Below are 25,610 nucleotides of genomic sequence, written 5' to 3'. Positions count from 1 at the left end.
GATTAGCGAAGGTCGCTGGGTGCTTCTGGCGCCTCATCGAGCAGTGCATCTTCGATGGCTTCATCGGTCAAGGAACCGTCGCGCCGGTACTTCTTCTCCGCTTTGGCCCGCACCTTGCGCACCTTGTGCACCGGTTCGTCAAAGCCCAAAGCCCGTGCTTCAGCCAGCTCGGCTGCGTCCTCGGCGTTCAACTTCTTTTGCTGCCTAGCGGCATACCAGAAACCGACAAAAGCGAGCACTCCGAAGGCGTACCACTGGAATTCGTAGGAGAGGTGGGGACCTTCGTCCATATCCGGCGCATCCAGGGGCTGAGGCGTGACGGACGGGGCAGGATCCTCCTGGTACATGATGCCGTAAGCGCCCTGTGCGATGCCATAGTCGACCTGCTGCGCATAATCCTCTAGCTGGATTGATGCGATCTGCCCTTCTGGGGCGCCTCGGTCCAACCGCACTTCACCAGGCTTCAGCCGAGCGAGCACCGTCACTTCTCCCGAAGGCGGTGCCGGGATGGAGTCGGGGTGTCCGCTCTGTTCATCGCCAATCGGCAGGTAGCCGCGGTCAATGATGACAACTTCGCCCTGCGTGGTCTTGAAGGGCACCAGCACTTCGTAGCCCGGGCGTCCAGCCTTGATGCGATTCCTCACGATCAAGGTATCGCCGGGCAGGTAGCTTCCGGTGAGCTTGGCCGTCATCCAGGTTTTCTCTTCGGGAAGCTGGTTGAATTTCTCAAGAGCCTGTCCGCCTGAGACCGGGTCGGCGAAATAATTGCGGTTGACCCGTTCAATGCCCGTGAGGACCTGTTCCCTGCGGTTGGCCTGCCAGTTGCCCAGGCTGACGCAGGCGGTGGCGAAAATGGCTACCAAAATCAACCAGCCTACCCAGCGGGTGCTTGCTAGAAACCGGTACATTTACTCGGTGCCTCCAGTAGTTCCTGGCAACGGCAGGGTTTGCCGGTAAAGCAGGCGTTCTTTTAGATACGTCTCCAGCCAGTCCAGATGCTCAGGGCAAGCCAGCCAGATTTTGCGGCGTTCGGGGGTGTGGATTTTTGGGTTGTTCCAAAGCAGCTGGTGCTCGGCACGGTTGCGGCAGCCCTTGCGCGAGCACTGAACCTCGGTGCTGGCTTGCGGCTGTCCCAGTGAACCTAATAAATCCACTAGTCCTCCTTGGGTGGGTTGTTTGGCTGATCAGCAAGAGTGCCCTCAATGACTTCAGCTTCCGTTTCCGACGGTTCAGCGGAGGCCGCTGGAGCTGGCAGCTGTCCGGGTTGCGGGTCCGTGTAAAACTCGGCTGGCGGCTCACGCTTGGTCAAATCCGCACCGCCGTTGGCAACGACCACAGCGATATAGGGCAGGATGACGGCGCCAGAGATAAATACCCAGCGCAGCCAACCGTCAAAGAAGAACGCGAGAATGAAGCAGATCATTCGGACAGTCATCGAAATCGTGTATTTGCGCACACGGCTATCGCGCTCGGAAGTATGGGATTCCCGGGCTTCAGTGATGCGGTGAACTTCAGGTTCACGCGAATCGTGATTCGTGGGTTGAGATGACATGTAGAAGACTTCACTTTGCTGTACAGAAACTGCTTCCATTGTCTCACCTGTGGCACCGAGAGTGTAATTTCTACGCGCTGTCGAAGCTGTAAAACTGGGCAGTAACTAATAGGATTGATCACGGAGAAGCTACTTAACTAGGCAAAGTGCGTTAGTCGAGGCCTCAGTCACACGATTTGTCGTGCTCGCGCCAACGCATGAATGGAGAAATACATTGACTACGGAACCAACCACAGGCCGCAGCGTCCTCGTCACCGGCGGCAACCGCGGCATCGGGCTTGCCATTGCCCGTGCCTTTGAGGCCAACGGCGACAAGGTAGCCATCACCTACCGCAGCGGCGAGGTTCCCGCCGGCCTGCTGGGCGTTAAGGCAGACGTCACCGACAGCGCCTCCATCGATGAGGCATTCAAAGAGGTTGAAGCGGCCCACGGCCCGGTTGAAGTGCTGGTCGCTAACGCAGGTGTCACCAAGGACACCTTGCTGCTGCGCATGAGCGAAGACGACTTCACCTCGGTGATCGATACCAACCTCACCGGCGCCTTCCGCGTCATCAAGCGAGCCACCAAGGGTATGATGCGCCTGAAGCGGGGCCGCGTTGTCCTGATTTCTTCGGTGGTTGGCCTCTACGGCTCCCCGGGGCAGATTAACTACGCTGCATCCAAGGCCGGCCTGGTGGGCATCGCCCGCTCGCTTACCCGTGAGCTTGGCTCGCGCGGCATTACGGCCAACGTGGTGGCGCCGGGCTTTATCAACACGGAGATGACCGCCGTGCTGCCTGAAGAAACCCAGAAGGACTACCTGTCTAATATCCCGGCTAACCGTTTCGCCGAGCCTGAAGAGGTTGCCAACGTGGTTCGCTGGATCGCCAGCGATGAGGCAGCCTACATTTCGGGCGCCGTGATTCCTGTCGATGGCGGCCTGGGAATGGGCCACTAAAGAGCTTTCCTGCAGCGCGGAATGCTGCACGAGATTCAATTTTCCCTAAGATCCAAGGAGAACATTCAAGATGAGCGAATTTAAAGGTGCCGTAGTTACCGGTTCCTCCCGTGGCATTGGTGCGGTCACCGCGCAGCTGCTGGCTGAACAGGGCATCGGTGTTGTGGTGAATTACCGTGCCAAGGCACCGCGCGCAAACAAGATCGTTGCCGCTATCGAGGAAAAGGGCGGCAAGGCAGTAGCTGTTGGCGCCGATTTGACCACCCCGGAAGGTCCGGCGGCCTTGGTTGATGCAGCCGTGGAGAACTTCGGATCCCTGGATGTAGTTGTTCTGAATGCTTCAGGTGGCATGGAAACCTCTATGGGGGAGAACTACGCCCTGCGCCTGAACCGGGACGCCCAGGTGGCCATGTTGGAAGCAGCATTGCCAAAAATGTCTGATGGTGGACGCGTAGTCTTCGTGACCAGCCACCAGGCACACTTCATCAACGACGTTTCCACTATGGACGCTTATGACGCAGTGGCGAAATCCAAGCGTGCCGGTGAAGATGCACTGCGCGAAATGATCCCCCAGCTTGCCGAAAAGAACATCAGCTTTGTTGTCGTCTCCGGCGACATGATCGAGGGAACCATCACCGCCACGTTGTTGAATCGTATGGAGCCAGGTGCCATTGATGCCCGCCGCGAGGCCGCTGGCAAGCTCTACTCCGTTGAGGAATTCGGCGCCGAAGTAGCCAAGATGGTATTTGCCGACGTCGAGACCGGCTATACCGAGCTGGTCGGTGGCGCAGGAGACTTCCTGAAGCAGTCTGGCAAGTAGTCCAGGCCTGATTCGTCAGCAAACCAAACAGCTGGTGCCTTCCTCCCGTTCAGGGAGTGAAATGCTCCCCAAAAGTTGTTGACTTTTACAGTCCAACTTTTGGGGAGCAATTCAGAAGTTGGGCAGCAGCTGTTTTTGCGCGGTGATTAAAGTTCAATGCCGGGCATCTTCCATGGAAGATGCCCGGCATTGGCCAATCTGAACTGCTATGGCTTTTCGCCGCACACGATCTTGTGCCAAGGGCTGTAAGTCCAGCTCTTGGTCTCGGCGGGGAGCTTCTTTGAACCGTCGAAGGTTTCGCGGTAGCGAGTGATATCGATGGTGAAGCCCTTCTTGCCACCGGACTCGGATACGCACTTCTCAGCAGTATTGTATTTGGTCTCGGGGTCCGTCTGGTCGTACTTTCCAGAGCTCTTCTGCGACACATCCCAGTACTTGGTCGACCACAGTCGAGTGTGTACGGCGTCGTCGGATACCCATGCCTGCACCAGCACGCCGTACGGAGTGTTGTTCTCCCAGATCATATCGATCTGCCCTTCCCACAGGGTGGCTTCGCGACCGGCTGGATAGCGCTCGAACCAGCGGGAGTGCGGCTTATGGGTAATGTCGTCGTAGCCGGCCAGGAACCCGACGTTGTACATCATCGTGGAAATCTGCGAGAGTCCTCCACCGACTGCTTCGGCGCTGAAACCGTTCTCAACAACGCCGGAGCTGAAGTATCCGTTGGCCACGGTAATCGGGCCCAGGGTATCAAGCAGCGAGAACCGTTCTCCGGGCTTCACCACGACGCCGGTGACGCGAGCTGCGCCGGCCTTGAGGTTCTTCGTGCGCACGGTGTCCGAAGCAGGATAGGGGGTCGAGAAATCGACGATTGGTTCCTTGATGCCCAGCTTCTTTGCCTCGGCAGTTGTGAAATCCGCTTCCTTTTCAGTCATCTTGACTTCGGCAGTGCGGTTCTCGGTCGCGCTGGCGGCAAGCACCTTGGCGCCTAGGCCTTCCGTTTCCAGCGAGATGCCCTTGGTGGACGCCTGGATCGAAGGCTTTCCGCCCTTCAGGACGATCTTTGCGTCTTTCGCGGTGCTGGAAAGATCCGAATTGCTGGTGGCAGCTTTATACAGCTTTTTGTCGTCAAGGGTGAGGGCAGGAGCCCCATCCTTCGGTGCGTAGGACGCAGCTGCCGCAATCGATGCTGGTGAGAGGGTGGCCTTCTTGTCCCCGGAAACAAGTTCCACGTCGCCCTTGAGCAACGACTTCACTTGATCGTCGTAGAACTTCTGCAACGTATCCGATGAAATCTGGGGCTTGACTACTTCTGCGGGCAGCTCGATCGGGGGACCGGCAATCGACCAGTCTTCACTGAATTTTTCAATGGCAGCTTCGTTGTCCAAGACCACCCCGTCGACAGGCTTGGAAAGCTTTGCCGCACCATCGACAAATTCGATTTTGCCTTCGGTGACCTCAGCGTTGGCCTTTTTCGCCAAAGCCTCAATCTGTTCGGACAGCTTCTGCTGATCAACATTCAACTCCGGGATGACTTCATAGTCACCAGCCAGGCGCTCGTAGAGCTTCACGGGATTGACGACATAGGACGTCAAGTCCTTGACTGTGTCGTCGACGTTGAGGCTAAGCCCTGCCTCGGCAGGGTCAACAGTGTAGTCCTTGCCATTAACTTTGACTTCGATGGGCTCCTGTGCCAAGGGCGAGACCACTCGCTCAATTTCAGCACGCGCCTCGTCACTGTTCATCGACCCGATATTGACGCCGGCAATCGTGGCGTTGGCTGGAACTTGCGAGCTGACAAAAGCAGCTGCGCCGAAGTACGCCGCGACTACGGCCACCGCACAAGAACCGCCAATGATCCAAGGCTTGGCCTTGCTCTTGGGCTTCTTCTTATTGTGTGAGGGATTCGTAGACGTAGTGGGGGTACTGTCCTGAGGAGGGGTCTGCACTGGTTTTAGTGTTCTTTCGAAAAGCGTTAGGATTTAGCCGCTTGGTCGAGGTATCTACCACAGGCCATTGGGGCGTCTAGTGAAAATACTAACCGCTGGAACAACCGATAGACGCGCAGAGAGACTCTATTCACCTCAATTGTTATCGAGTTGTTGGAATCTTTTAGTTCAAGTCATCCAGTACGAGATCAGCGATCACGTCGAGTCGCCCGAAATCCAGGCGGACATCTGCCTTGTCACGCAGTGCTGGCTTGGCGTTGAACGCGATCCCCAAGCCCGCTGCCGCCACCATGTCCAGGTCATTGGCACCGTCACCGGCAGCGATCGTCGCATTCAATGGGATCTTATGCTCTTCGGACCAAGCGCGAAGCTTCGTCTCCTTCATCTGGCGATCCACAATTTCTCCGTGAACCGTGCCGTCAAGCACTCCGTCGGTGATACCCAGCGTGTTGGCCAAGGCATGGTCCAGGTTGAGCGTTGAGGCCAGCGGGTCGAGGATTTGCTGGAATCCACCCGAAACGACAGCAACCTTGTGGCCCGCGGCATGGAAACGGCGAACCAATGAAGGTGCGCCGTCGGAGAAGATGATGCGTTCTCCGACTTCGGCCAGAACCGAGTCCGGCAGATCCTTGAGGGTTGCTACACGCTGGATCAGTGATTGGGCAAAATCCAGTTCACCGCGCATGGCAGCTTCGGTAACTTCCGCGACCTCTTTTTCCCGCCCGGCATGGGCCGCCAGCAACTCGATGACTTCCTGCTTGATCAGCGTGGAGTCCACATCCATGAGCAGCAGCAGTTGTGGGGCCGAAGCGACCTCTTCTGGCACTACGGCCAGGCACATGTCGGCATAGGCCAAAGTCCCGGCCGTGACGTGCCGGTCAATGAATTCAGTCGCGAGCTGTTGAAGGCGATCAGGTGATCCGGCAGCATAGTGCACCTTGGCTACCAGTCGTTCTTCGCTGGTTTTGATCGAGAGCTCCAGCCCTTGTGGAATCAGCTGTTCTGCGGCCGCGAGGTCCAGTAAAGCCAGGAACTGTTGGCGCGGGAAGGACGGGCGGGAGACAAAAACCAGTGAAGAAGCCATGCCTCCATTTTTCAATGATTCAGCAATTACGACCAAACATGACAGCGGCGAACGGCGAATAATCGGGGGATTGCAGGTGATTCAATTAGTGAAACAGCAACGAAAAGTCTAGTCTTGAATACCATGAGCGAAGTGCTAACTTTCAAAGATGTCAGCGTGGTACGCGGGCGAAAAGAACTGCTCAAGGACGTGTCCTGGGAAGTTAAAGAAGGACAGCGGTGGATTGTTATCGGCCCCAACGGCGCCGGCAAATCTACCTTGATGAATATCGCAGCCACTCGGTTGCACCCCACCCGAGGCACAGCCGATATTCTTGGCGAACGCTTGGGACGAGTATCAGTGTTTGATCTTCGTCCCCTGATTGGCTTGAGCTCGGCGTTGGTCGCCAACTCTATTCCAGCCAACGAAAAGGCATTAAATGTAGTTCTGACCGCAGCGTACGGCATGACTGGCCGCTGGCGCGAGAAGTACGAAAAAATTGATGAACGCCGTGCCTTCCGTTTGCTCCATGAATGGGGCATGTCGACGTTCATGAACCAGCCGTTCGGCAATCTTTCTGAAGGCGAGCGCAAGCGGGTGCTGATTGCCCGTGCGCTGATGACGGATCCTGAACTCCTGATCCTGGATGAGCCAGCTGCGGGCCTGGATCTTGCCGGACGAGAAGAACTCGTCGCCCAAATGGCGGAGCTGGCTGCCGATGAGGACGCTCCTGCGCTTGTGTTGGTGACACACCACCTCGAAGAAGTTCCTGCCGGCTTTACCCACATCTTGATGATGCGTGATGCACAGGTGGTCGCCGCTGGCGAGATTGATTCCACACTCACCGAAGAGAATCTGGAAAAGACCTACGGAATGAAATTGAAGCTTCGCCGTGAAGGTGGACGCTATTCGGCATTTGCTGGCGCGTAATTGAACACTCTAGAGGGGAAGCTTCTGCGTGGTTGAGTTTTGGCGTGAAGCCCTCATCTTCATTGGTGGTCTGTGGGCTGGAACGATTAACACGGTGGTCGGGTCCGGTTCCCTGGTTACGTTCCCGATTCTTGTCGCTTTGGGGACTGCGCCGGTCAACGCGGTAGTCTCTAATGCGATGGGCCTGGTCGCTGGCGGATTCTCTGGTGCCTGGGGCTATCGCAAAGAAGCAGCAAGCGTGAAGAGGACGCTGCTCAAGCTGGTTCCGGTATCCCTCATCGGCGGCCTGATCGGATCGTTGCTGCTGCTGAACTTGCCTGAATCAGTATTTGGCGTGGTCGCGCCGGTCCTCTTGGTCTGTGCCTTGATCCTGGTGATCTTCCAACCGAGGTTGGCCAAGTGGGCTAAAACCCGCCAGGCAGCTCGGGGTGGGACGGATCCGGATGAGGCGGACCGAACCAAGGTGCCGACGATCCTGTATGTGCTGGTATTTGCTATCGGCATCTACGGAGGATATTTCACCGCGGCACAGGGTGTCTTGCTCATGGCGGTTTTCGGTGTCTTCCTGCAGGCTTCGCTGCAGCAGTCCAACGCCATCAAGGTCATCTTGTCGCTGATCGTGAATCTTATGGCCGCCGCGATGTACCTCATCATTGCTCCGGAACGTATCAACTGGTTGATCGTCCTTTTGATTGCCGTGGGATCTCTGATTGGCGGATTCATCGGAGCGAAAATTGGCCGGAAACTCTCTCCAGGCTGGCTCCGCGGAATTATCGTCGTCCTCGGTGTTATTGCACTGGTCAACATGCTATTGAAGTTGGTTTAGCCCGGTGGCCGAAATTCTTAATCCAGAGCGGATCCTGCACGTTGAAGATCTTCAGGACTCGCGTCTTGACGAATATCTGAGGCTTTCTGAGGCGCATCTACGGATGCGCACCGACGTGGAGAATGGTCTCTATATCGCGGAAAGCACCAAGGTTGTCCAGCGCGCGATCAATGCAGGGCATGTGCCTCGCAGCTTCCTTCTTGCTGAAAAGCATCTGGGACAGCTAACCGATGAATTCAACCGCTTCCCAACAGCGCCCATTTTTATTGGTGATGACCGCCAGCTGGAAGACCTTGTTGGTTTCCACCTGCACCGAGGCGCCATGGCGGCCATGAACCGCCCAGAACCTCTGGATCTGGACAAGGTGCTGGAAACCGGTTCCCGAATCGCCATTCTCGAAGATATTGCTGACCATACCAACTTGGGTGCCATCATCCGGTCGGCCTCAGGGCTCGGAATTGATGCTGTATTGCTGACGCCTAAGTGCGTTGATCCCTGGTATCGCCGCAGTGCTCGGGTCTCCATGGGGACCGTTTTTGATCTTCCGTGGGTACGCTTGGAAAACTGGCCGGATGACATGGACAAGCTCAAGAAACACGGCTATGACCTGCTGGCCATGGAATTGACTGACGACGCGATTGCGCTCAACGACATCCAGATTGCTCCAGGCCAGAAAATAGCGATGATCCTGGGCAATGAAGGCAGGGGAGTAACGCAAGAAGCGCTGGCTTCCGTGGACCATACGGTCATCATTCCGATGCATCGGGAAGTGGATTCGCTCAACGTCGGCGCGGCCAGCGCAATTGCCTTCTGGCATCTGTGTTCTGCCCCACGTTGAGGCGGTTCTCCTCGGCCGTAAATGTGCGATAGGATGTAATGTCTGTGTGTTGCAGGTTCTTTAATGAACGTTGTGCTGCATGGCGAATTTCCGAGCAATTAGCTGCTGGCAAAATCCAGTGGCCATAAACAAAAAGGTGTATAGCTATGAAGGCTGATATCCATCCACAGTACGGCCCAGTTGTCTTCAACGACCTGGCATCCGGCGAAAAGATCCTGACCCGTTCGACCGCAACTTCGAACAAGACCATCGAGTGGGAAGACGGCAACACTTACCCAGTGATTGACGTTGAAATCTCGGCTGCTTCGCACCCGTTCTACACCGGTAAGCAGCGCATCATGGACACCGCTGGTCGTGTCGAGCGCTTCAACGCCCGCTTCAAGGGCTTCGGCGGCAAGAAGTAATACTTCGCCCCTCGCAAGCTTTACGCGGCGCGCTTCCAGTTTCCCTGGAAGCGCGCCGCTGCTGCTTTAACGGCACTGCACTGGCAGCCGTGGAAGGAGTTCGAGGCGCAGGTGCCCGGGGATAGAATGAGAACATGATGCATCATGGTGAATACAAGGTAGTCGGTGGCAAATTAGTCGTAGTTGATCTTGAAACAAGCAACGGGACAATCACGGATGTATCACTCAACGGAGACTTCTTCCTGGAACCGGACGAGGCACTGGAAGATCTCAACGAGTCGGTACGGGGATTGCCGACTGACGCCAGCCATGGCACCATCCGCGATGCCGTAACCAACAACCTGCGCGAAGCCGCAGTGATGTTCGGATTTGATGCGGACGCAGTCGCCCGCGTGGTGCGGCGCGCCCTCGGGCATGCAACTAAGTGGGAAGACCACGAGTGGGAAATACTCGGACCGGAAATCATCCCCATCACTGAACAAGTGGCGCTGGATGAGGTTTTGACCCGCCAGATCGCCAAAGGCGTTCGCAAACCAGCCATTCGATTCTGGGACTGGAACGAAGGCGCGGTTGTCATCGGTTCCTTCCAGTCGCTCAAGAATGAAGTTGATATGGAACAGGCCGACAAGTACGGCATTCAAGTGGTTCGCCGCATTTCCGGCGGCGGTGCCATGTTCATGGAAGCTGGCAACTGCATCACCTATTCCCTGTATGCGCCCGAGTCGCTGGTCGACGGCATGAGTTTTGCCGATTCCTACCCGTTCTTGGATGCTTGGGTCATGGAGGCGCTGCAGAACATCGGCCTCAAGGCGCACTACAAGCCTTTGAACGACATTGCCACGGAAGCAGGGAAAATTGGCGGTGCGGCGCAAAAGCGGTTCGCCAATGGCGCCATGCTTCATCACGTCACGATGAGCTATGACATTGATGCCCAGAAGATGACTCAGGTCTTGCGCATCGGCCGGGAGAAAATTTCAGACAAGGGAATCACCTCGGCGGTGAAGCGAGTGGATCCGTTGAAGTCGCAGACCGATCTGGAGCGCATGGAAATCATTCGGGTCATGATGGACACCTTCGCGCAGCGTACCGGTGCCCAGCAAGCACAACTTGATGATGCTACCCGTCAGGCGGCTCAAGAGCTCGCTGAAACCAAATTTGCCACCGAGCAGTGGACCGCTCGCGTTTCCTAGCCACGTCAAGGGGAATAGGCCAGCGGGCCTGCGCAATGCGTCAAGCATTGCGCAGGCCCGCTGGTTTCTGAGTGGCAGCTAGCGGCTGGTTCGGCTGAAAGCTTGAGCGTTCAGTGAGCGTTCCAGTTCCGCGCGCTCTTCCAGAAGGATGCGCTTCAATGCACTCGGTACCTGCGCATTTTCCTCTAGCCAGGCGGTCGCTGCCGACAATGCCTGGTTCTGTTCGACCGAGCCATCCAAGTCTTGATGAGCCGGGTAGAGTCCTTCGATTACTCGAGTAGAGAACTCCATGCTCATGGATTCGAAGACTGGGAGGACAGCGGCCCAGAAGCGCTCCTCAAAAGGCGCTAGAAGGGCCGCTGAACCCATGGAAAAGCCCAAGGCCGTTGCGGAAAGTGCATCGTTGGACAGCTGGCCCTTTTCATCGCGAGCCATCAAGACGGTGTCGAAGGCGTTCATCTTCGCCTCGGGATCGGGGCGGGCAGCCAATGCAGTTCTCACCGCATTGAGCGCAACGCTCGTCGGGTTCTGCTTGGCGGATTCGTGCATTGCAGCTTCAGCGGTTGCGTCGAGTTTGCCAGCAGCGGCGAGCGCAATGTAGGAATTCCAAAGCAACTGCTCATCGACCGTGACCTGGTAGGCGTTAGGCTGCTCGCCGAGGAACGCGTCAATGACTTCGCCGGCAACACCGGCTCGTGCCAAACGGGTCAAGGTTCGCGCAGTCGTGGTTTGCTGATCGCTGCCCGGCTCGAATTTGCCGAGCCAGCCGGTGAGGATCCCAGCGGCGCGAGTGCGTAATTCTGCCCGCAGTTCCGGTGCGGCGTATTTGGAAATCGAGCTCACCAGCTGATCCGTGAGGACTCCAAAAACTCCAGCGTCAGTTACGGTGTAGGCGTGAGCCAGCACCGCATCGACATAACTTTGCGCATCCAAGGTTGCTGAACGAACGGCGTCCCACAGCGAAGCCCAGCAGGTAGCGCGCGGCAAGGAATCAGCCAAACCTGACAGGTTTTCCAGCAGGGTAGCGCGTGAAGCTTCATCAAATTCAATCAAGGCATAAGTTTCATCGCCGTCGTTAGGCAGGATGAGATCAGGGACGTTTCGTCCTACAAGGAAATCAAGTGCCACGGATTGGCCCACAAGTTCTACCGGCACGGTGTCGGTGCGCACCAGCTGCCCATCGCGAAGTTCATAGGCACCCACGCTTAGGACATGGGGACGAACGATCGGCTGGCCGGTCACCGGATCCGAGCCGAACTGATTGAGTTGAGCGTGGGTAATGACGCCTTGGCTATCGGTCTTGAGGTCAACCTTCAGCTTGGGGACACCGCTGGTTTTCAACCATGCATCGGCCCATTGGCGCATATCCCGGCCGCTGGCAGTTTCCAAAGCCTGCAAGAAGTCTTCCAGCGAAGTATTCGAGTAGGCGTGCTTGCGGAAGTAGGAGCGCGCCGCGTCGCGGAACGCGTCTGCGCCCACAAAGGCCGCGAGCTGCTTGAGCACGCTAGCGCCCTTGGCGTAGGTAATGCCATCGAAGTTCTGGTCTGCCGCCAGCAGGTCTGGGATATCGGCAACAATGGGGTGCGTAGTGGGCATCTGGTCGGCGACGTAGGCCCAGGCCTTGCGCCGGGCTGCGAAGGTCGTCCACGCGGTGGTGAAGTCAGTGGCCTCGTCGTTGGCCAGGGTGCCGATGTAGTCTGCGAAGGACTCCTTGAGCCACAAGTCGTCCCACCATTTCATGGTGACCAGGTCGCCGAACCACATATGCGCCATTTCGTGCATGATGGTGTTGCTGCGCTGCTCGTACTGGCCCTCGGTGGCGTGCGAGGTAAACACGTAGCGTTCGGTGAAGGTCACCAGGCCCGGATTTTCCATGGCGCCGAGATTGTATTCGGGAACGAAGGCAGAATCGTATTTGCCCCATGGATAGGGGTAGTCGAAAAGCTCGTGGAAATAGCTCAGCCCGCGGCTGGTCAGCTCCAGAATCTCCTGGCCGTCAAAGTGCTCAGCCAGCGAGGCGCGACAGGTCGCCGCCAATTCAATAACAAGCTCTTCACCGTCTGGCAGTTCTTGGACATGCTCGCCACGCTCCACATGGTACGGGCCGGCAAGGACCGCGGTGATGTAGCTGGAGATTGGCGGGGTGGGGGAGCAGGCAACAGTTTTGGTGCCGTCATCGTGGAAGTCCTCGTCCACGATCGGCTGGTTGCTGGCCAGGTGCCACCCTGCGGGGCCAGTGAGGGTGAAGCGGAAGCTGGTTTTCAGGTCCGGCTGTTCAAAGCAGGCGAAAACACGGCGGGCCTCGGATGGCTCGAATTGCGTGTAAAGATAGGTCTCGCCGTCTTGCGGATCAACGAAGCGGTGCAGGCCTTCGCCGGAGCGCGAGTAGAGCGCTCGACCGGTGACCTTCACGGTGTTTGGCACATCCGTGCGCAGGTTATCGAGATAGATGCGTGAGTCCAGTACGGCCGTCGACAGGTCAATGGCGGTGCCGTTGACCAGAATTTCCTCCACGGATTCGTGGATGAAGTCGATGAAGGTGTCGGGGCGCAAGGATGAAAAGTTTAGCGTCGTCGTCGATGCATAGCTGGTGGCCGATGGCTCGGGGGCGTTGCCCAGGTCCAGTTGCACTTCCGCGAAGTGCCAGGAGATGTTTTCAGCGCGCCAAGCCGCTTCATCGCGTCTCAGGTTTTCATTTGGTGCATAGCGTTCTAGAGTGTCCACCATTCCAGCTTAGCTGTGAAATAAATGTTTGAGACCTTGGGCGGCCATTTAATTCCTGTTCTCCTGGCACTCCACGCGGCGAGCCTGCGCGGTTTTTGCCGGCGGAGGCCGGAATGGACGCGCATCTGCTCGTCACCATGCTGGACAGGCGCGCCATCGAGCGCAGCAGGCCGGTGGGCTGAATCCGCTGATCCTCACGTCGCCCCTTGATGGGCTGGCGGGCATTGGCGCTACGGCGTTTTTCCTTGGCGGAGCATTCTGACCTAGGGTTAAAGCGACACCCCGCACTCTTGAGCATCGGAGAAAGCCAATGGACACCTTCATCAAGGGCCCTTCCAAGCGCGACGTCGCCGGCATGAAGGCAGCCTTCGGCGCCATTGAAGAATCCGAGGTGATTTCGGTCCTGTACAAAACCGAGCGCTTTGGAAACTTCCTGGTTACCGGAGCAGCGCATCCCACCGTCCTGGACGACGTGATGGTGGGAGGGCTGAACGCCGCCGCTGCTAAAAAGACGGCCAAAGCCAGCGACGGCTCCGAGGTGATGCAACGGCAACCGGATAAAGACGTGCGAGCATTCCCGGCGCAGTTCGATGGGGAATTCTCGCCCCAGGACATCGAGGTTGCACAGCTCTCCCATGGCGATCTGGTGGTTGCTTCCTTTAGCCAGGAACCGTACGGGGACTTCGTGATCACCGGCGTCGTTACCGAAGCAGAAAACGACCGCTCGTACCTCATGGTTGGCCCGTGGATCCTGCAGACCGCACAGGGCAATGCCCCGCGTCTGTTGAGCATTCAGCTAGTTGCCGGCAATGGAACCCACGTCGCGCCGCTGCCTACACGCCGCGGCTTGGTGGAAGTGGACGGATTGGCCTAGCGGTCCGCGGAGCGCAAGGCCTCGCCCAGGATCCTTCCCGCCTGGTCAAAAGCACCCGGATTCGGCCCAGAATAATTCAGCCGCAGATATTGGCCAGACTCTTCGGCGGGGAACCAGCTCGCACCGGGAGCGATGGCGAGTTTGCGAACCTCGCACTCTCGTTCCAACCGGCGCAGGTCGGTCCCATCGGGCAGCTGCACCCAAAGGTTCAACCCGCCCGGTGGAACCAGTTGCAAATGGGCTTCGGGAACATGCCGGGCGAGCGAATCGATGAGCAGGTCGCGCCGGCCAGCCAATTGCTGGCGCAGGGATCGAAGGTGTGTTCGCCATGCTGGCTGGCTGACCACGTCTAATGCCACCGCTTGCAGGGGTCCGCTGACATACATTGATTGCGCTTGATGGTCTGCCAGGATCCTGTCCCTGGCCGGGCCGCGGGCGATCAGTCCTGCGACGCGCACCGCCGGGGACACGCTCTTGGTCAGCGAACGCAAGTAGACGACATGCCCGTTATCTTCTCGGGCCGCCAAGGGGGATGAATCGCTGCTGATTCCAAAATCCTTGGCCCAGTCATCTTCGACCAGGAAAGCACCGCGTGCTTTCAGGATTTCAAGTACTCGTTCCGAAACTTCTGGACTCCACTGGGCCCCGGTGGGGTTGGCGAAGTTCGGATGCGCATAAAAGGCACGGGCGCCGGTGCGTTCGAAGGCGCGATCCAGCTCTCGGGTATCGGGACCCTGCGGGCCCGCCGGGATGGGGATCAGCGTAACGCCCACTTGTGCAGCAGCGAGAATAGCACCCCAATAAGTTGGCGACTCGATAAGCATTGGATGCCCCTCGCCAACCAGTGCTCGGAAGATTGACCCCAATCCGCTCTGGCTTCCGGGCAATATGATGACGTCCCTGGCACTGGGGGCGCTGAGCCCGGGAAGCATCTGTTCGGCCAGTTCGGCAGCGAACCATGATTGAAGTTCTGGCAGTCCGGCAGCTTCGGTCCTTTGCAGGACCGACTCGCTGCGCGCGGCCCGCGCGAAGGCTGATTTCACCAATCTTTCCGGCAACAGTTCCCGATCTGGGTACCCCGACTGCAGGGCTATGAAGTCGTTGGGCAGGGTGCGTTGGCTGGGGTGGACCTCGGGCAGCTTTTGCCGGGGAGTGCCCAGAGCCGCCGTCTGCCAGCCGTAGTCGTATGGTCGCGCCGTGGGCATACCGCGAACAAAAGTTCCAATGCCCGGGCGGGACTCGATCAATCCTTGGGCGATTAATGCCCGCAAGGCTTTTTGCACCGTAACTGGACTGAGCGAATATTCAGCAACCAGCTGCCGAGTCGATGGCAGCTGGGTTCCAGCGGGAGCTTGGGAGATCCATTTGCGCAGTATCAAAACCAAGTTTTCACTGCTACTGTTAATCATGAATCACGATAGTACCGCTACTCAATCAAAGCATCAACCGCTATTCAACTCCCCAGCGGGTCTGATTTGGGGCCTGCTTGGCGTTTGCGCCTTTTCATTGACGGTTCCAGTCACCCGCATCGCCGTGTCCAACGAGGGCATGGATCCGCTTTTTATCGGCGCTGGGCGCGCGGTTATTGCTGCACTCGTAGCTGCTGTTGCACTTGGGGCCACCAAGCAAATACGTCCTAGTACCAGACAATGGATTCGACTGTCCGTGGTGTCGTGCGGCGTGGTGGCAGGATTTCCGCTGCTCACCTCATTCGCCATGGCCACCGTTCCAGCCAGCCACGGGGCTGTGGTCATTGCGATTCTTCCAGCGGCCACTGCCGTGGCAGCTGTTATCCGCACCAAGGAACGAGCCCGTGCTTCGTTTTGGTGCGCCGCTGCCCTTGGCACACTCGCAGCGGTGTTCTTTGCTGTAATTAGCGGTGGGGGACTATCGGGCATTCAAGTGGCGGATCTGCTGCTCTTTGTCGCAGTGATTGTCTGTGCTGCTGGATATGCAGAAGGAGGCCTGCTGGCACGGGAGTTGGGTTCCTGGCAGACCATATCCTGGGCATTAGTCCTGGCCTTTCCGCTGATGCTGGTACTGAGCGTGGTGAGCATTAATCAACAGGTGCCAACCGGCGGCATAGCTGCTTGGGGATCCTTCGCCTATTTGGGCCTAGTCAGCATGTTCTTGGGCTTTGTGGCCTGGTACCGCGGCTTAGCTATCGGCCCGATGTCCCGCGTTAGCCAGGTGCAGCTGGCCCAACCCGTGCTGACTATAGGATGGGCGGCATTGCTTTTGGGTGAGCATATTGGCTGGAGCACAGTAGCAGGGGGATGCGCCGTGATTTTATGCGCCTTGTTTGCAATACGTTCCAGAACCTCAACTTCTCGTCCCGCGGCAAGGACCATCGGGACGCATTCAATGAACTAGTCGAAGTTCTCTGGCAAGATGAAATGAACCGAAACTGAAAGAGGTGCCCGTGAAGACCTTTACTGGCTTGAGCGCATTCCCGCTCACTCCCTTGGCGGACGACAAAGTGGACGAATCCGCGTTTTCTGGATTGGTCCGACGGCTATCTTCGGCTGGGGTGGATTCGATTACTGCGCTCGGGTCCACCGGTTCCTATATGTACTTGAATCGGGCCGAGCGAGCAAGGGTCGCTCAATTGTCAGTGGCGAATGCTGCGGGTGTGCCAGTGGTTATTGGTGTTGGCGCGATGCGCACTTCTCACGTCTTGGAGCACATCGATGATGCGGCGGCGGCAGGTGCCGATGGCGTCTTGCTAGCACCCGTTGGCTATCAAAGGCTGGGAGAATCTGAAGTTCTGGACCTTTATCGGACGGCCACTGAACACAGCAGCCTGCCGGTGATTGTCTATGACAATCCTGGAACAACGCACTTTGCCTTCAGCAACGATCTTTATGCGCGGATTGCCAGTCTGCCTGGGATTGCCTCGATCAAGATACCAGGGGTTCCTGACCATGCAGGGATGGCCAAGAAGCATGTTGATGCGATTCGCAGCATTTTGCCTGAGCATGTGGGCATCGGTGTTTCCGGGGACGCCTTCGGTGCTGCAGGACTCGTCGCTGGATGCGATGCCTGGTACACGGCGGTTGGCGGAACGATTCCCGGTCCAATGCTGGATATCACCCGTGCAGTTCAAGCCGGTGATCACCAAGAGGCATTGGAAATTTCCCGGCGCCTCGAACCATTGTGGTCCTTATTCACTGAATTCGGCGGAAGCCTGCGAATCAGTGCAGCCATCGCTGAGCACCTTGGATTGGCAGCACCTGGATGCCTGCCGTTGCCAATTCATGGTCTGAGCTCGGAGCAGCGCCAGGTATTGATCGGCGTATTGAATGAACTCGGCCTTGACGAGACGGCCAGACAGCAGTTCACAGGGAAGTTTTCCTGATGCTCTAAATTTTCCCTGACATGATATTTTGCCGGATTTCGCGACTCATGGGGGGATGCCGGAACGCTGGTGTTAAAGCGGACCTGCTCGTAGCATGAGTGCAACTGGGGTAAGCGAAGTTTAGAGCCAGAAGGCGGCAATTATGGGCAGCATCAAGAGGTTTGATCATATCGGCATTACGGTGGCGAACCTTGAGGAAGTCACCAATTTTTTTGTTGAGCTCGGCCTGAAAATCGATGGGCGGGTGGACGGCATCGAAGGCGAATTTCTGGAAACCGTCAGTGGTGTCCCTGACTCGCGCACCAGCATCGTGATGCTGAAGGTGCCCGGGAGCGATGTGGGAATCGAGTTATCCAGCTTTGAAAAACCCGACCATGGTCCTGGCCAGCCGCAAGCGATGGCAAACGAACTGGGGCTTCGATCATTGGCTTTTGAAATTGATGACTTGCGGGCAACAGTGGCCAAATTGGAGAACGAAGGCTACGGGCTGATCGGTGGAGTCGGCGAATATGAAGGCGTCTGGGCCATGGCGTACGTCCGAGGGCCTGAAGGACTGATTGTCGCTCTCGCCCAACGCCTGCAGAACACCGTTGGCTAAAAGGTGGCGTCCGATTTCAATTGATTGAAATCGGACGCCACCTTATCTGGTTTATGCCGAAGCCTTCTTCAACGATTTTTCGCTGATTGGCGCGTTGTCGCTAGCACGCAGCTTGCGGAAGTACTCCATGGCCTCGTCTTGGCGTTCTGCTTCGGTGCCGTTGGAGATATCGGCACGCAGATGATCCTGGGTATAGCCGAAAGCGTCAACGAGATCCTGGGCATGGGGGCGCAATCGGGCGAGCAGGCGGTTGAGGTAACCGGGCAGTGTCCGCGCACGCTGCATCGACAGGTGCCCATTGGCCAGGAACCAGCCAAGGTCTTCTTCAATGAGGCTCAGCGTGAAAACATCGCGAAGCCAAGTGAGCACTTCGGATGTTACCGGGTCTGCGATCTTCTCTAGCGCTGCGGTAAATGCTTCCCAGCGAAGCAGCTGACCGTGGTCCCGCGCCGCAGAAATCAGCAGCTCCTGGTTTTCATTGAAGGCCTGTGCCGCCTTGACTGGATTCTTGCCAGCTGCGCGTAGGGCATTGGCCACTTCGGCAACCTTGGCATTGATTCGATCGGTGAGCAGGGCGCGTTGGTTCTCCGGATCCTTGAAGAAATTGGCGCTCTTTCGTTCGTCGGAAACATCAGCCAGGGCTTGGCCAACGCTGCGCAAGCCTGAACGGTGCAAGGCAGTATTTCCTACCTGCTTGGCTGCATAGAGAGCCATGGCACCGGTATCCAGCTTGCGGAATTCCGCCGCGTAATCGGTGAGCAGGCGCTTGCCCACTAGCTGCAGCAAAACGTTGTTGTCGCCTTCGAAGGTTACGTAGACGTCGAGGTCCTGGTAGAGCTGGGTGAAGCGGTTCTTGGCGATGAAGCCGGAACCGCCGCAGGCCTCGCGGCACTCTTGAAGGGTATCCAGTGCGTCCCAGGTGCTCAATGGTTTCAAGGCGGCGGCGAGGGTTTCCAAATCCTGGCGGTCTTCGTCGCTGTCGGCGCGTCCGGAGAAGACGGCATCGAACTTGTCCAGAAGTCCGTCGTGGGCGAAGGAGGATGCGTAGGTTCGAGCCAGCCGGGTGATCAGGCGGCGCTGGTGGCGCTGGTAGTCCAGCAGCGTGGTCTCTTCGGTATCCGAGGTGGAATTGAACTGGCGGCGCTGATTGCCGTAGGTCACGGCGATCTGCAGGCCAATCTTCGAAGCACTGGTGGCGGCACCGTCAAGGGAGACGCGTCCTTGAACGAGTGTGCCAAGCATGGTGAAGAATCGGCGGCCTGGAGAAGGAATGGGGGAGCTATAGCTGCCATCGGCAGTGACGTTGCCGTAGCGGTTGAGCAGGTTGGTGCGTGGCACGCGGACATTGGTGAAGTGCAGGCGGCCATTGTCGATCCCGTTCAGACCGCCCTTGAGGCCGTCGTCCTCTCCGCCGATGCCTGGCAGGAAGTTTCCGTCTTCATCACGGATTGGAACGTAGAAACAATGAACGCCGTGATTGACGCCCTTGGTGATCAGCTGGGCAAAGACCGTGGCTGCCTTGCCATGCAATGCGGCGTTGCCCAAGAATTCCTTCCATGCCGCCTTGAATGGGGTGTGGATGACGAATTCTTCGGACTCTTCGTCGTAGGTCGCGGTAGTCGCCACGGAGGCAACATCTGAGCCGTGGCCGATTTCAGTCATGGCGAAAGCCCCCGGGGTCTTCAGGCTCATGGCATCGGGCAACCACTTGGCATGGTGGTCTTCGGTGCCAAGGTGAAGAATGGCACCGGCGAAGAGGCCCCACTGGACGCCGGCCTTGATCTGCAGGGAAGGGTCCGCGGCAACGAGCTCCTCAAAGGAAGCGATGGAGCCTCCATGGTCATCGTAACCACCGAATTTTACCGGGAAGGCGCGCTGAACTGCTTCTTCTTCCACTAGGAGGCTGAGCTGGCCCAAGACGCGGTCGCGATGTTCGTCCATGCCCAGCAGCGGGTCTCGCTGGAGTTCAGGGCGAGCCGCTCGAGCACGTGAGGCCTTGCGAATTTCTGCATAGGGGCCAAGTAGCTGTTCTGCCAGGTCGGTGACGTTGATGCGGTTCTCGCTCATAACGTTCCTTTCATTCTTTGGTGAGTTGGAGCTTGATGCTTTGGTGTTCATGGGTTTTTTGTGCCGGAAGTCGAAGCAATGCCATAGGCCAGCCAGTTGGTCAGTTCGCGGGCCATGGTTTCGATGCTCGGCTTCGAGTTTGAATCCGGTTCACGGAGCCACTGTTCCCCTGCGGCCCGGACCATGCCAAGGGCAGCGCGTGGCCAATAGCCCAGGGCGGCTGCTGTTGCTTTTTGGTCGTAGAGCTTCAGCAAGCGATCGCTGATCATTCCAGAGGCTTCATCGAAAAAATCGTTCAGGGCTCCTGCGGACATGTCATCTGCTGAGCGTGGTGCACTGGTCACAAAGTAATAGAGGTTCGGGCTGTTGGCAGCCAGTTCAAGATAGGCCGTCACCATGGCATGCATGGAACTCAGTTCCTGATCCTTCGCCAGCGCCGCGGCGATGACCCGTTCGCGGAAGTCGTTGATGACGTTGGCGCTCAGGGCTTGGCGCAGCCCTTCCTTGTCGCCGAAGTATCGGTAATAAACGGGTTTGGATGTTTTCGCGAGGCTGGCGATGTCCTCCATCGATGCCTGCGGCCCGAGCTTGTGCACGGCTTTGCGTGCCAGCTTTAGCAGTTCTTCGTGGCGGGCGGTCCGATGCGCATGCCAGCGCGATGCTCGACCGTCAGTTTCGCCGTTTATTGCTTCCGTGATCTTGTTCACGTTACTCACAGTATCATGTACTCTTGGTTACAGTAATAGGAGTCACAACAATCCATGGAGGAGTTTTTGAACATGGCCCAGCAGTCAGTGCGCAATGCCGTAATTATCGGTGGAAACCGCATCCCCTTTGCTCGCTCCAATACCGCCTATGTCAATGCGTCGAACCAAGACATGTTCACCGCCGCTCTCGAAGGGCTCGTGGCCCGCTACGGCTTGCAAGGCCAGCGCATGGGCGCGGTCAGCGGTGGCGCAGTGCTCAAGCACTCCAAGGACTTCAACCTCATTCGTGAATCGGTCCTCGGCTCTTCGCTGGATCCGGCAACTCCCGCCTATGATGTGCAGATGGCCTGCGCCACCGGAATGGAAGCCATCGGCTCGCTGGCCAACAAGATCAAGCTTGGACAGCTTGAGTCGGCTATTGGCGGTGGCGTCGATACGACTTCGGATGCGCCGATTGCTGTTTCTGATTCACTGCGTGGAATTTTGCTCGAATTGGCTCGTGCGCGTACGACGAAGGCCAAGCTTTCAGCGCTTGCAAAGATCCGCCCATCGCACCTGGCGCCCTCGGCGCCAGGCACCGGAGAGCCACGCACGGGACTGTCCATGGGCGATCATCAGGCGCTGACCACCAAGGCCTGGAAAATTACCCGCGAAGCACAAGATGAATTGGCCATGGCCAGCCACGCAAATCTTGCCGCTGCTTATGACCGTGGCTTCTTCAATGACCTCATAACCCCTTTTAAAGGCCTGTCCAAGGACAATAACTTGCGCGCCGATTCGACTTTGGAAAAGCTGGGCAAGCTCAAGCCGGCCTTCGGCAAGAATCTTGGCGACGAAGCAACCATGACCGCAGGCAACTCGACCCCGCTGACCGACGGCGCTTCTGTGGTGCTTTTGGGGAGCGAGGAATATGCTCGCAGCCACGACCTGCCGATGCTGGCCAACTTTGTTGATTTCGAGGCAGCCGCGGTGGACTTTGTCCATGGTGCTGAAGGATTGCTGATGGCACCGGCCTATGCGACCGCCCGAATGCTCGAACGGAATAATCTCACCCTGCAGGATTTTGATTTCTACGAGATCCATGAGGCCTTTGCCGGGACAGTGCTCTCGACCCTCAAAGCATGGGAAGATGAGGAATTCTGCCGGGAGAAGCTGGGGCTGCAAGCACCGCTGGGAGCCATCGACCGGAGCAAGCTGAACGTCAACGGATCCTCGTTGGCCGCGGGCCACCCATTCGCCGCCACCGGTGGACGCATCATCGCCAGCACCGCGAAGATGCTGCACGAAAAGGGTTCAGGACGCGCATTGATTTCTGTCTGTGCCGCAGGTGGACAGGGTGTCGTGGCAATTTTGGAGGCACGCAACTAATGGCAGACAAGTACATGGAACTCGTGAACACCGGGGCGACAAAGAAGCTGGCCAAGCTCTTGGGCCTGCCGAGGCCGCCACGCTTGCGCCGCTACACTCCAGACAGCCCACTGCTGCCTGGGCCAGTTCTCGTGCTCGGTGCATCAGCACAAGCCCAGGAGCTCAGCGACATCCTGGTTTCTTGGGGGCTGGATGTCCGCCGGCATGATGCAGGCGAGGCCAAACTCGGTGGCATCCTGCTGCTGCTTGAAGAGCTGGATCATCCGCAGTCGCTCTCGCCAATCATGCTCAGTGCTGGTCGTGCCCTGCGCCAACTGCGCCCTGGCGCGCGCGTTGTTTCCATATCGCGTCCAGCCACGGCAGAAGACGACCCGGCTCTGGGTGCAGTACGCCAGGGAATCGACGGAGCTATCCGTTCCCTTGGACGCGAAATGCGCGGTGGCTCCACCACCAATGGCATCGTGCTCGAAGAGTCGACTTCCGCGGTCAGCCCCAGTGCCTTGGCAGCCCTGCGTTTCTTTTTCTCCGGTCGCAGTGCCTACATCGACGGCCAGTTCCTGACGGTGCGCAACGATGACGGCGCACTGCCAAAAGACTTCAGCCAGCCATTGGCGGGCAAAGTCGCAGTGGTCACTGGTGCAGCTCGGGGCATTGGCGCAGCTATTGCCCGCACCTTGGCCCGCGACGGTGCGCAGGTGGTCGTCGTAGACATGCCGCAAGCTGGCGACTCATTGGCGAAGGTGGCCAATACCATTGGAGCGACGACACTCCAGCTGGATGTTACCGCGCCAGATGCGGCCCAGCAGATCATGGATCATGCAATCGGACGCCACGGCTCGCTGGACATCGTGGTTCATAACGCCGGGATCACCCGCGACAAGTTGCTTGCCAACATGGACGCCGGCCGCTGGGATTCCGTCATTGCCGTGAACATTGCCTCCCAATTGCGCATGAACGAAGCCTTCCTGGCAGCAAAGCTGCCAAACCTGCGTGTCGTGTCGCTGGCCTCCACCTCTGGCATTGCAGGCAATCGCGGCCAGACAAACTACGCTGCGTCCAAGGGCGGCGTGATCGGCATGGTGCGCTCAAGCGCCAAGCTGTTTGCAGAAAATGGCGGATCAATCGCGGCCGTTGCTCCAGGGTTCATTGAAACCGACATGACGGCAAAGATTCCTGTCGGCACTCGCACCGTGGCGCGCTTGGTCCTTCCGTCATTGATGCAGGGTGGTTTGCCAGAAGACGTGGCCGAAGCTATCAGCTTCCTCGGCTCGGACGCGGCCGCCGGTCTTAACGGGCAAGTGCTTCGCGTGTGCGGACAATCGTTGGTTGGTGCCTGAATGGGTGCGCAGATCGTTTCTGAGATCCCTTCCATGGCCTCGGTTTTTGCCAAAGCCGCAAAAACTCTCGGACGCAAACCCAAGGAGCCGGTGTTGCCGCAGACAGTACTGGTCTTTCAGGGCGCTCACGCTGACCCGGAGAAGCTCAACGAGTACCGCAGGGCAGTGGGAGCGCCGATGAACGCCGTGCTGCCCAGCCTTTATGTACATTCCTTGGCTTTCCCATTGGCCATGTCACTGATGCTGCATGATGACTTCCCATTGCCACTTCTGGGCATGATTCACTTGAGCAATCACGTCGATGTCGCCGCGCCCCTGGGCGAGGGTGAAGCCTTCGATGTCGAGGTGCACAGCGAAAATCTGCGTGCCCACTCGAAAGGGGCAACATGCGATCTGGTAATCCGGATCGTAGCCGACGGCGAGGATCGAATGCTCCTGCGCAGTACCTTCCTTGCCAAAGGCGTAAAACTATCCGGCGAGAAGCCAATCCGCAGTGAGCGTACTGCCTTTGACGTGCCGGTTCGTACTGCCCACTGGAAACTTGACGCTGGCACTGGCCGGCGGTGGGCGAAAGTCGCCGGTGACTACAATCCGATCCATTTGTCGGCGTTGAGCGCCAAAGTTCTGGGGATGCCCGGAGCCATCGCACACGGTATCTACATGGCAGCACGAGCGCTGGCCGGTATTGAACCCGGCCGGGGGTCCTACTCATGGAACATCGAGTTCAAGACCCCAGTAGTCCTACCGGCCGCCGTTGATTTGGCTTTTGAGCCAACTGCTCATGGCTACCGCGTGAACGCGTGGCATGCGCGCAAGGGCAAGCCGCATTTCGAGCTGGAACTCTCTGTCGCCGGTTCCTAATCGCCAATCTTCTGGTCTTCAATCAGCAACGATTGAAGACCAGAGCTTTTAATCAGCTTTGAACTTCAGACTGGGCAATTCGGTAACTGGCCAGTGTCGCCACTGCGGCACGCTCCCAGGTGAATAGCCCGGAATGTTCAAGGGCGCCATGACCGGCTGTTGTCACCGCATCAGGATTCTGGGCCAGCTCAACAAGTTTCTGCGCCCACAGTGAGGCGTCCGCTTCAGGCATAAGCCAACCCGATTTTCCATCGTTCACCGCATAGGCGAGCCCGCCAACGGCATTGGCCAAGACCGGTGTCCCGCAAGCTTGTGCTTCGGCGGCCACCAGCCCAAAGGTTTCGGAAAGGGACGGAACCGCGACAATATCCGCATTGGCAAAAACCAGAGCCAGTTTGGCCGGTTCCAGGGGATCATAGAATCGCACAACATCGCCCAGGTTCTGTTCGTTGGCCATTGATTTCAGATCGTAGTCCGCGGATCCAGAAGATGCGCCAAAAAGCGATGCGGTGATCCGCAAATCAGGATGGCTGCGGCGTGCCGCGCCCATGGCACTAAGCAATAAGTGAGCGCCTTTGAGCGGTTGCATGCGGCCCGCGTAGACCAGATGCAAATCATCTTCGCCCAGCGGGCGGCGCAGCTTGTCCTGATCTGGGTGGAAAATCCGGTGATTGACCCCGGGCAGCACCACGTCCAATTTGGTGGATTCGACCTGGTAGAAGCGCGCAAGCTGTTTGGCTTCAACCGGCGTGTTGGCAATGATTCGGGCACATTCCAACAGCAATTGTTTCTCGGCCTGTTTACGATTGCCCGGCTCGGGGATGCCCGACTCATGTTCTTTCGCCGAAGCCGAGGTGTGCATCGAAACGAGCAGCGGAACGGACCAAAGCTCTGCGAGTTCGAGTCCGGCCATTCCCGAGAGCCAATAATGGGCGTGAATGATATCGAACTTCAGTCCCTGAAGATGTGCGGATACTGCAAGGACGGCTGGGCCAATGATTTCAGGGAGCTGTTCCTTGGACAATGATTGATTTGCTGCCGCCTGAACTTCGTGCATCCAAACGCCTTCGCCAACCTGAAGGGATTGGGATTCAGCCGCGGTGCGAGTAATCATGTGCACTTCATGGCCCAGGGCGCCCAGCGCAAAGGACAAGTTCTGGATGTAGACATTCATGCCGCCGGCATCACCCGAACCCGGTTGCTGCAT

The 25,610-nt window shown here is 57.8% G+C and carries 24 protein-coding genes; 14 read left to right on the top strand and 10 right to left on the bottom strand.

Annotation, left to right across the window (positions count from 1 at the left end; all coding sequences use genetic code 11):
* Nucleotides 1-2: 2 nt before the first annotated feature.
* From ACT7DV_RS15800 to ACT7DV_RS15790, 3 genes are read right to left on the bottom strand one after another with little or no spacing between them, the layout of a single operon-like run.
* Nucleotides 3-908, bottom strand: coding sequence for an SURF1 family cytochrome oxidase biogenesis protein (locus ACT7DV_RS15800; protein WP_444663990.1), 906 nt, complete (start codon nucleotides 906-908; stop codon nucleotides 3-5).
* Nucleotides 909-1,154 carry a hypothetical protein gene (locus ACT7DV_RS15795; RefSeq protein ID WP_060701550.1) on the bottom strand — a complete coding sequence of 82 codons (246 nt, stop codon included), beginning with the start codon at nucleotides 1,152-1,154 and terminating at the stop codon, nucleotides 909-911.
* Nucleotides 1,154-1,552 carry a DUF3099 domain-containing protein gene (locus ACT7DV_RS15790; RefSeq protein ID WP_444663988.1) on the bottom strand — a complete coding sequence of 133 codons (399 nt, stop codon included), beginning with the start codon at nucleotides 1,550-1,552 and terminating at the stop codon, nucleotides 1,154-1,156. Before ACT7DV_RS15790 ends, ACT7DV_RS15795 begins: the two co-directional genes overlap by 1 nt.
* Before the next feature lie 214 nt (nucleotides 1,553-1,766).
* Between ACT7DV_RS15790 and ACT7DV_RS15785 the strand changes: the two genes are divergently transcribed.
* Both ACT7DV_RS15785 and ACT7DV_RS15780 read left to right on the top strand, forming a co-directional pair.
* On the top strand, nucleotides 1,767-2,489 hold the full coding sequence (locus ACT7DV_RS15785) for a beta-ketoacyl-ACP reductase (protein ID WP_060701552.1): 723 nt from the start codon (nucleotides 1,767-1,769) through the stop codon (nucleotides 2,487-2,489).
* Nucleotides 2,490-2,559: 70 nt separating this feature from the next.
* The gene (locus ACT7DV_RS15780; RefSeq protein ID WP_444663986.1) at nucleotides 2,560-3,309 is read left to right on the top strand and encodes an SDR family oxidoreductase; all 750 of its coding nucleotides are present in this window, start codon (nucleotides 2,560-2,562) and stop codon (nucleotides 3,307-3,309) included.
* 206 nt (nucleotides 3,310-3,515) lie between these two features.
* Here ACT7DV_RS15780 and ACT7DV_RS15775 read toward each other — a convergent pair whose 3' ends face one another.
* Nucleotides 3,516-5,258 (bottom strand): VanW family protein, encoded by a 1,743-nt coding sequence (locus tag ACT7DV_RS15775; protein WP_444663984.1) that lies wholly within the window; start codon nucleotides 5,256-5,258, stop codon nucleotides 3,516-3,518.
* A 163-nt stretch (nucleotides 5,259-5,421) separates the two neighbouring features.
* The gene (serB, locus tag ACT7DV_RS15770; RefSeq protein WP_444663982.1) at nucleotides 5,422-6,342 is read right to left on the bottom strand and encodes a phosphoserine phosphatase SerB; all 921 of its coding nucleotides are present in this window, start codon (nucleotides 6,340-6,342) and stop codon (nucleotides 5,422-5,424) included.
* Nucleotides 6,343-6,465: 123 nt separating this feature from the next.
* Here serB and ACT7DV_RS15765 point away from each other — a divergent pair, with 123 nt between their 5' ends.
* From ACT7DV_RS15765 to ACT7DV_RS15745, 5 genes are all read left to right on the top strand, one after another.
* Entirely contained in the window at nucleotides 6,466-7,251 is a 786-nt protein-coding gene (locus ACT7DV_RS15765) for an ABC transporter ATP-binding protein (RefSeq protein WP_444663980.1), read from the top strand.
* A 28-nt stretch (nucleotides 7,252-7,279) separates the two neighbouring features.
* Nucleotides 7,280-8,077, top strand: coding sequence for a sulfite exporter TauE/SafE family protein (locus tag ACT7DV_RS15760; protein WP_444663978.1), 798 nt, complete (start codon nucleotides 7,280-7,282; stop codon nucleotides 8,075-8,077).
* 4 nt (nucleotides 8,078-8,081) lie between these two features.
* Nucleotides 8,082-8,915 carry a TrmH family RNA methyltransferase gene (locus ACT7DV_RS15755; RefSeq protein ID WP_444663976.1) on the top strand — a complete coding sequence of 278 codons (834 nt, stop codon included), beginning with the start codon at nucleotides 8,082-8,084 and terminating at the stop codon, nucleotides 8,913-8,915.
* Between the two features lie 146 nt (nucleotides 8,916-9,061).
* The gene (locus tag ACT7DV_RS15750; protein WP_047119068.1) at nucleotides 9,062-9,319 is read left to right on the top strand and encodes a type B 50S ribosomal protein L31; all 258 of its coding nucleotides are present in this window, start codon (nucleotides 9,062-9,064) and stop codon (nucleotides 9,317-9,319) included.
* Between the two features lie 134 nt (nucleotides 9,320-9,453).
* Complete coding sequence (locus tag ACT7DV_RS15745; protein ID WP_444663974.1) at nucleotides 9,454-10,509, top strand: lipoate--protein ligase family protein; 1,056 nt, start codon at nucleotides 9,454-9,456, stop codon at nucleotides 10,507-10,509.
* A 78-nt stretch (nucleotides 10,510-10,587) separates the two neighbouring features.
* Here the strand turns inward: ACT7DV_RS15745 and pepN are convergent, their stop codons facing one another.
* The gene (gene pepN / locus ACT7DV_RS15740) at nucleotides 10,588-13,233 is read right to left on the bottom strand and encodes an aminopeptidase N (RefSeq protein ID WP_444663972.1); all 2,646 of its coding nucleotides are present in this window, start codon (nucleotides 13,231-13,233) and stop codon (nucleotides 10,588-10,590) included.
* A gap of 310 nt (nucleotides 13,234-13,543) precedes the next feature.
* Here pepN and ACT7DV_RS15735 point away from each other — a divergent pair, with 310 nt between their 5' ends.
* Entirely contained in the window at nucleotides 13,544-14,107 is a 564-nt protein-coding gene (locus ACT7DV_RS15735) for a hypothetical protein (RefSeq protein ID WP_444663971.1), read from the top strand.
* Here ACT7DV_RS15735 and ACT7DV_RS15730 read toward each other — a convergent pair.
* Nucleotides 14,104-15,516 (bottom strand): aminotransferase-like domain-containing protein, encoded by a 1,413-nt coding sequence (locus ACT7DV_RS15730; RefSeq protein WP_444663969.1) that lies wholly within the window; start codon nucleotides 15,514-15,516, stop codon nucleotides 14,104-14,106. The two genes, ACT7DV_RS15735 and ACT7DV_RS15730, sit on opposite strands and share 4 nt — an antisense overlap.
* On the opposite strand from ACT7DV_RS15730, the gene ACT7DV_RS15725 reads away from it, so the two are divergent.
* From ACT7DV_RS15725 to ACT7DV_RS15715, 3 genes are all read left to right on the top strand, one after another.
* A complete protein-coding gene (locus ACT7DV_RS15725; RefSeq protein WP_444663967.1) occupies nucleotides 15,515-16,480 on the top strand; it encodes a DMT family transporter in 966 nt (321 codons plus the stop codon). The genes ACT7DV_RS15730 and ACT7DV_RS15725 overlap by 2 nt on opposite strands.
* A gap of 49 nt (nucleotides 16,481-16,529) precedes the next feature.
* Complete coding sequence (locus ACT7DV_RS15720) at nucleotides 16,530-17,465, top strand: dihydrodipicolinate synthase family protein (RefSeq protein ID WP_444663965.1); 936 nt, start codon at nucleotides 16,530-16,532, stop codon at nucleotides 17,463-17,465.
* A gap of 142 nt (nucleotides 17,466-17,607) precedes the next feature.
* A complete protein-coding gene (locus ACT7DV_RS15715; protein WP_444663964.1) occupies nucleotides 17,608-18,063 on the top strand; it encodes a VOC family protein in 456 nt (151 codons plus the stop codon).
* 51 nt (nucleotides 18,064-18,114) lie between these two features.
* On the opposite strand, the gene ACT7DV_RS15710 is transcribed toward ACT7DV_RS15715, so the two are convergent.
* Both ACT7DV_RS15710 and ACT7DV_RS15705 read right to left on the bottom strand, forming a co-directional pair.
* A complete protein-coding gene (locus ACT7DV_RS15710) occupies nucleotides 18,115-20,130 on the bottom strand; it encodes an acyl-CoA dehydrogenase family protein (RefSeq protein ID WP_444663962.1) in 2,016 nt (671 codons plus the stop codon).
* 47 nt (nucleotides 20,131-20,177) lie between these two features.
* A complete protein-coding gene (locus ACT7DV_RS15705; protein WP_444663960.1) occupies nucleotides 20,178-20,837 on the bottom strand; it encodes a TetR/AcrR family transcriptional regulator in 660 nt (219 codons plus the stop codon).
* A 72-nt stretch (nucleotides 20,838-20,909) separates the two neighbouring features.
* Here ACT7DV_RS15705 and ACT7DV_RS15700 point away from each other — a divergent pair, with 72 nt between their 5' ends.
* From ACT7DV_RS15700 to ACT7DV_RS15690, 3 genes are read left to right on the top strand one after another with little or no spacing between them, the layout of a single operon-like run.
* Nucleotides 20,910-22,205, top strand: coding sequence for an acetyl-CoA C-acetyltransferase (locus ACT7DV_RS15700; RefSeq protein WP_444663958.1), 1,296 nt, complete (start codon nucleotides 20,910-20,912; stop codon nucleotides 22,203-22,205).
* Complete coding sequence (locus ACT7DV_RS15695; RefSeq protein ID WP_444663956.1) at nucleotides 22,205-23,542, top strand: 3-oxoacyl-ACP reductase; 1,338 nt, start codon at nucleotides 22,205-22,207, stop codon at nucleotides 23,540-23,542. Before ACT7DV_RS15700 ends, ACT7DV_RS15695 begins: the two co-directional genes overlap by 1 nt.
* On the top strand, nucleotides 23,543-24,403 hold the full coding sequence (locus ACT7DV_RS15690) for a MaoC family dehydratase (protein WP_444663954.1): 861 nt from the start codon (nucleotides 23,543-23,545) through the stop codon (nucleotides 24,401-24,403).
* A gap of 52 nt (nucleotides 24,404-24,455) precedes the next feature.
* On the opposite strand, the gene ACT7DV_RS15685 is transcribed toward ACT7DV_RS15690, so the two are convergent.
* Nucleotides 24,456-25,610: a glycosyltransferase gene (locus tag ACT7DV_RS15685; RefSeq protein WP_444663952.1), complete on the bottom strand. Its 1,155-nt coding sequence runs from the start codon at nucleotides 25,608-25,610 to the stop codon at nucleotides 24,456-24,458.

This window comes from Glutamicibacter sp. TV12E (assembly GCF_052441935.1).
In the GTDB taxonomy this organism is placed as follows: domain Bacteria; phylum Actinomycetota; class Actinomycetes; order Actinomycetales; family Micrococcaceae; genus Glutamicibacter.
The sequence above is the reverse complement of the archived record's forward strand: the minus strand, read 5'-3'. Positions and strand labels throughout refer to the sequence as shown.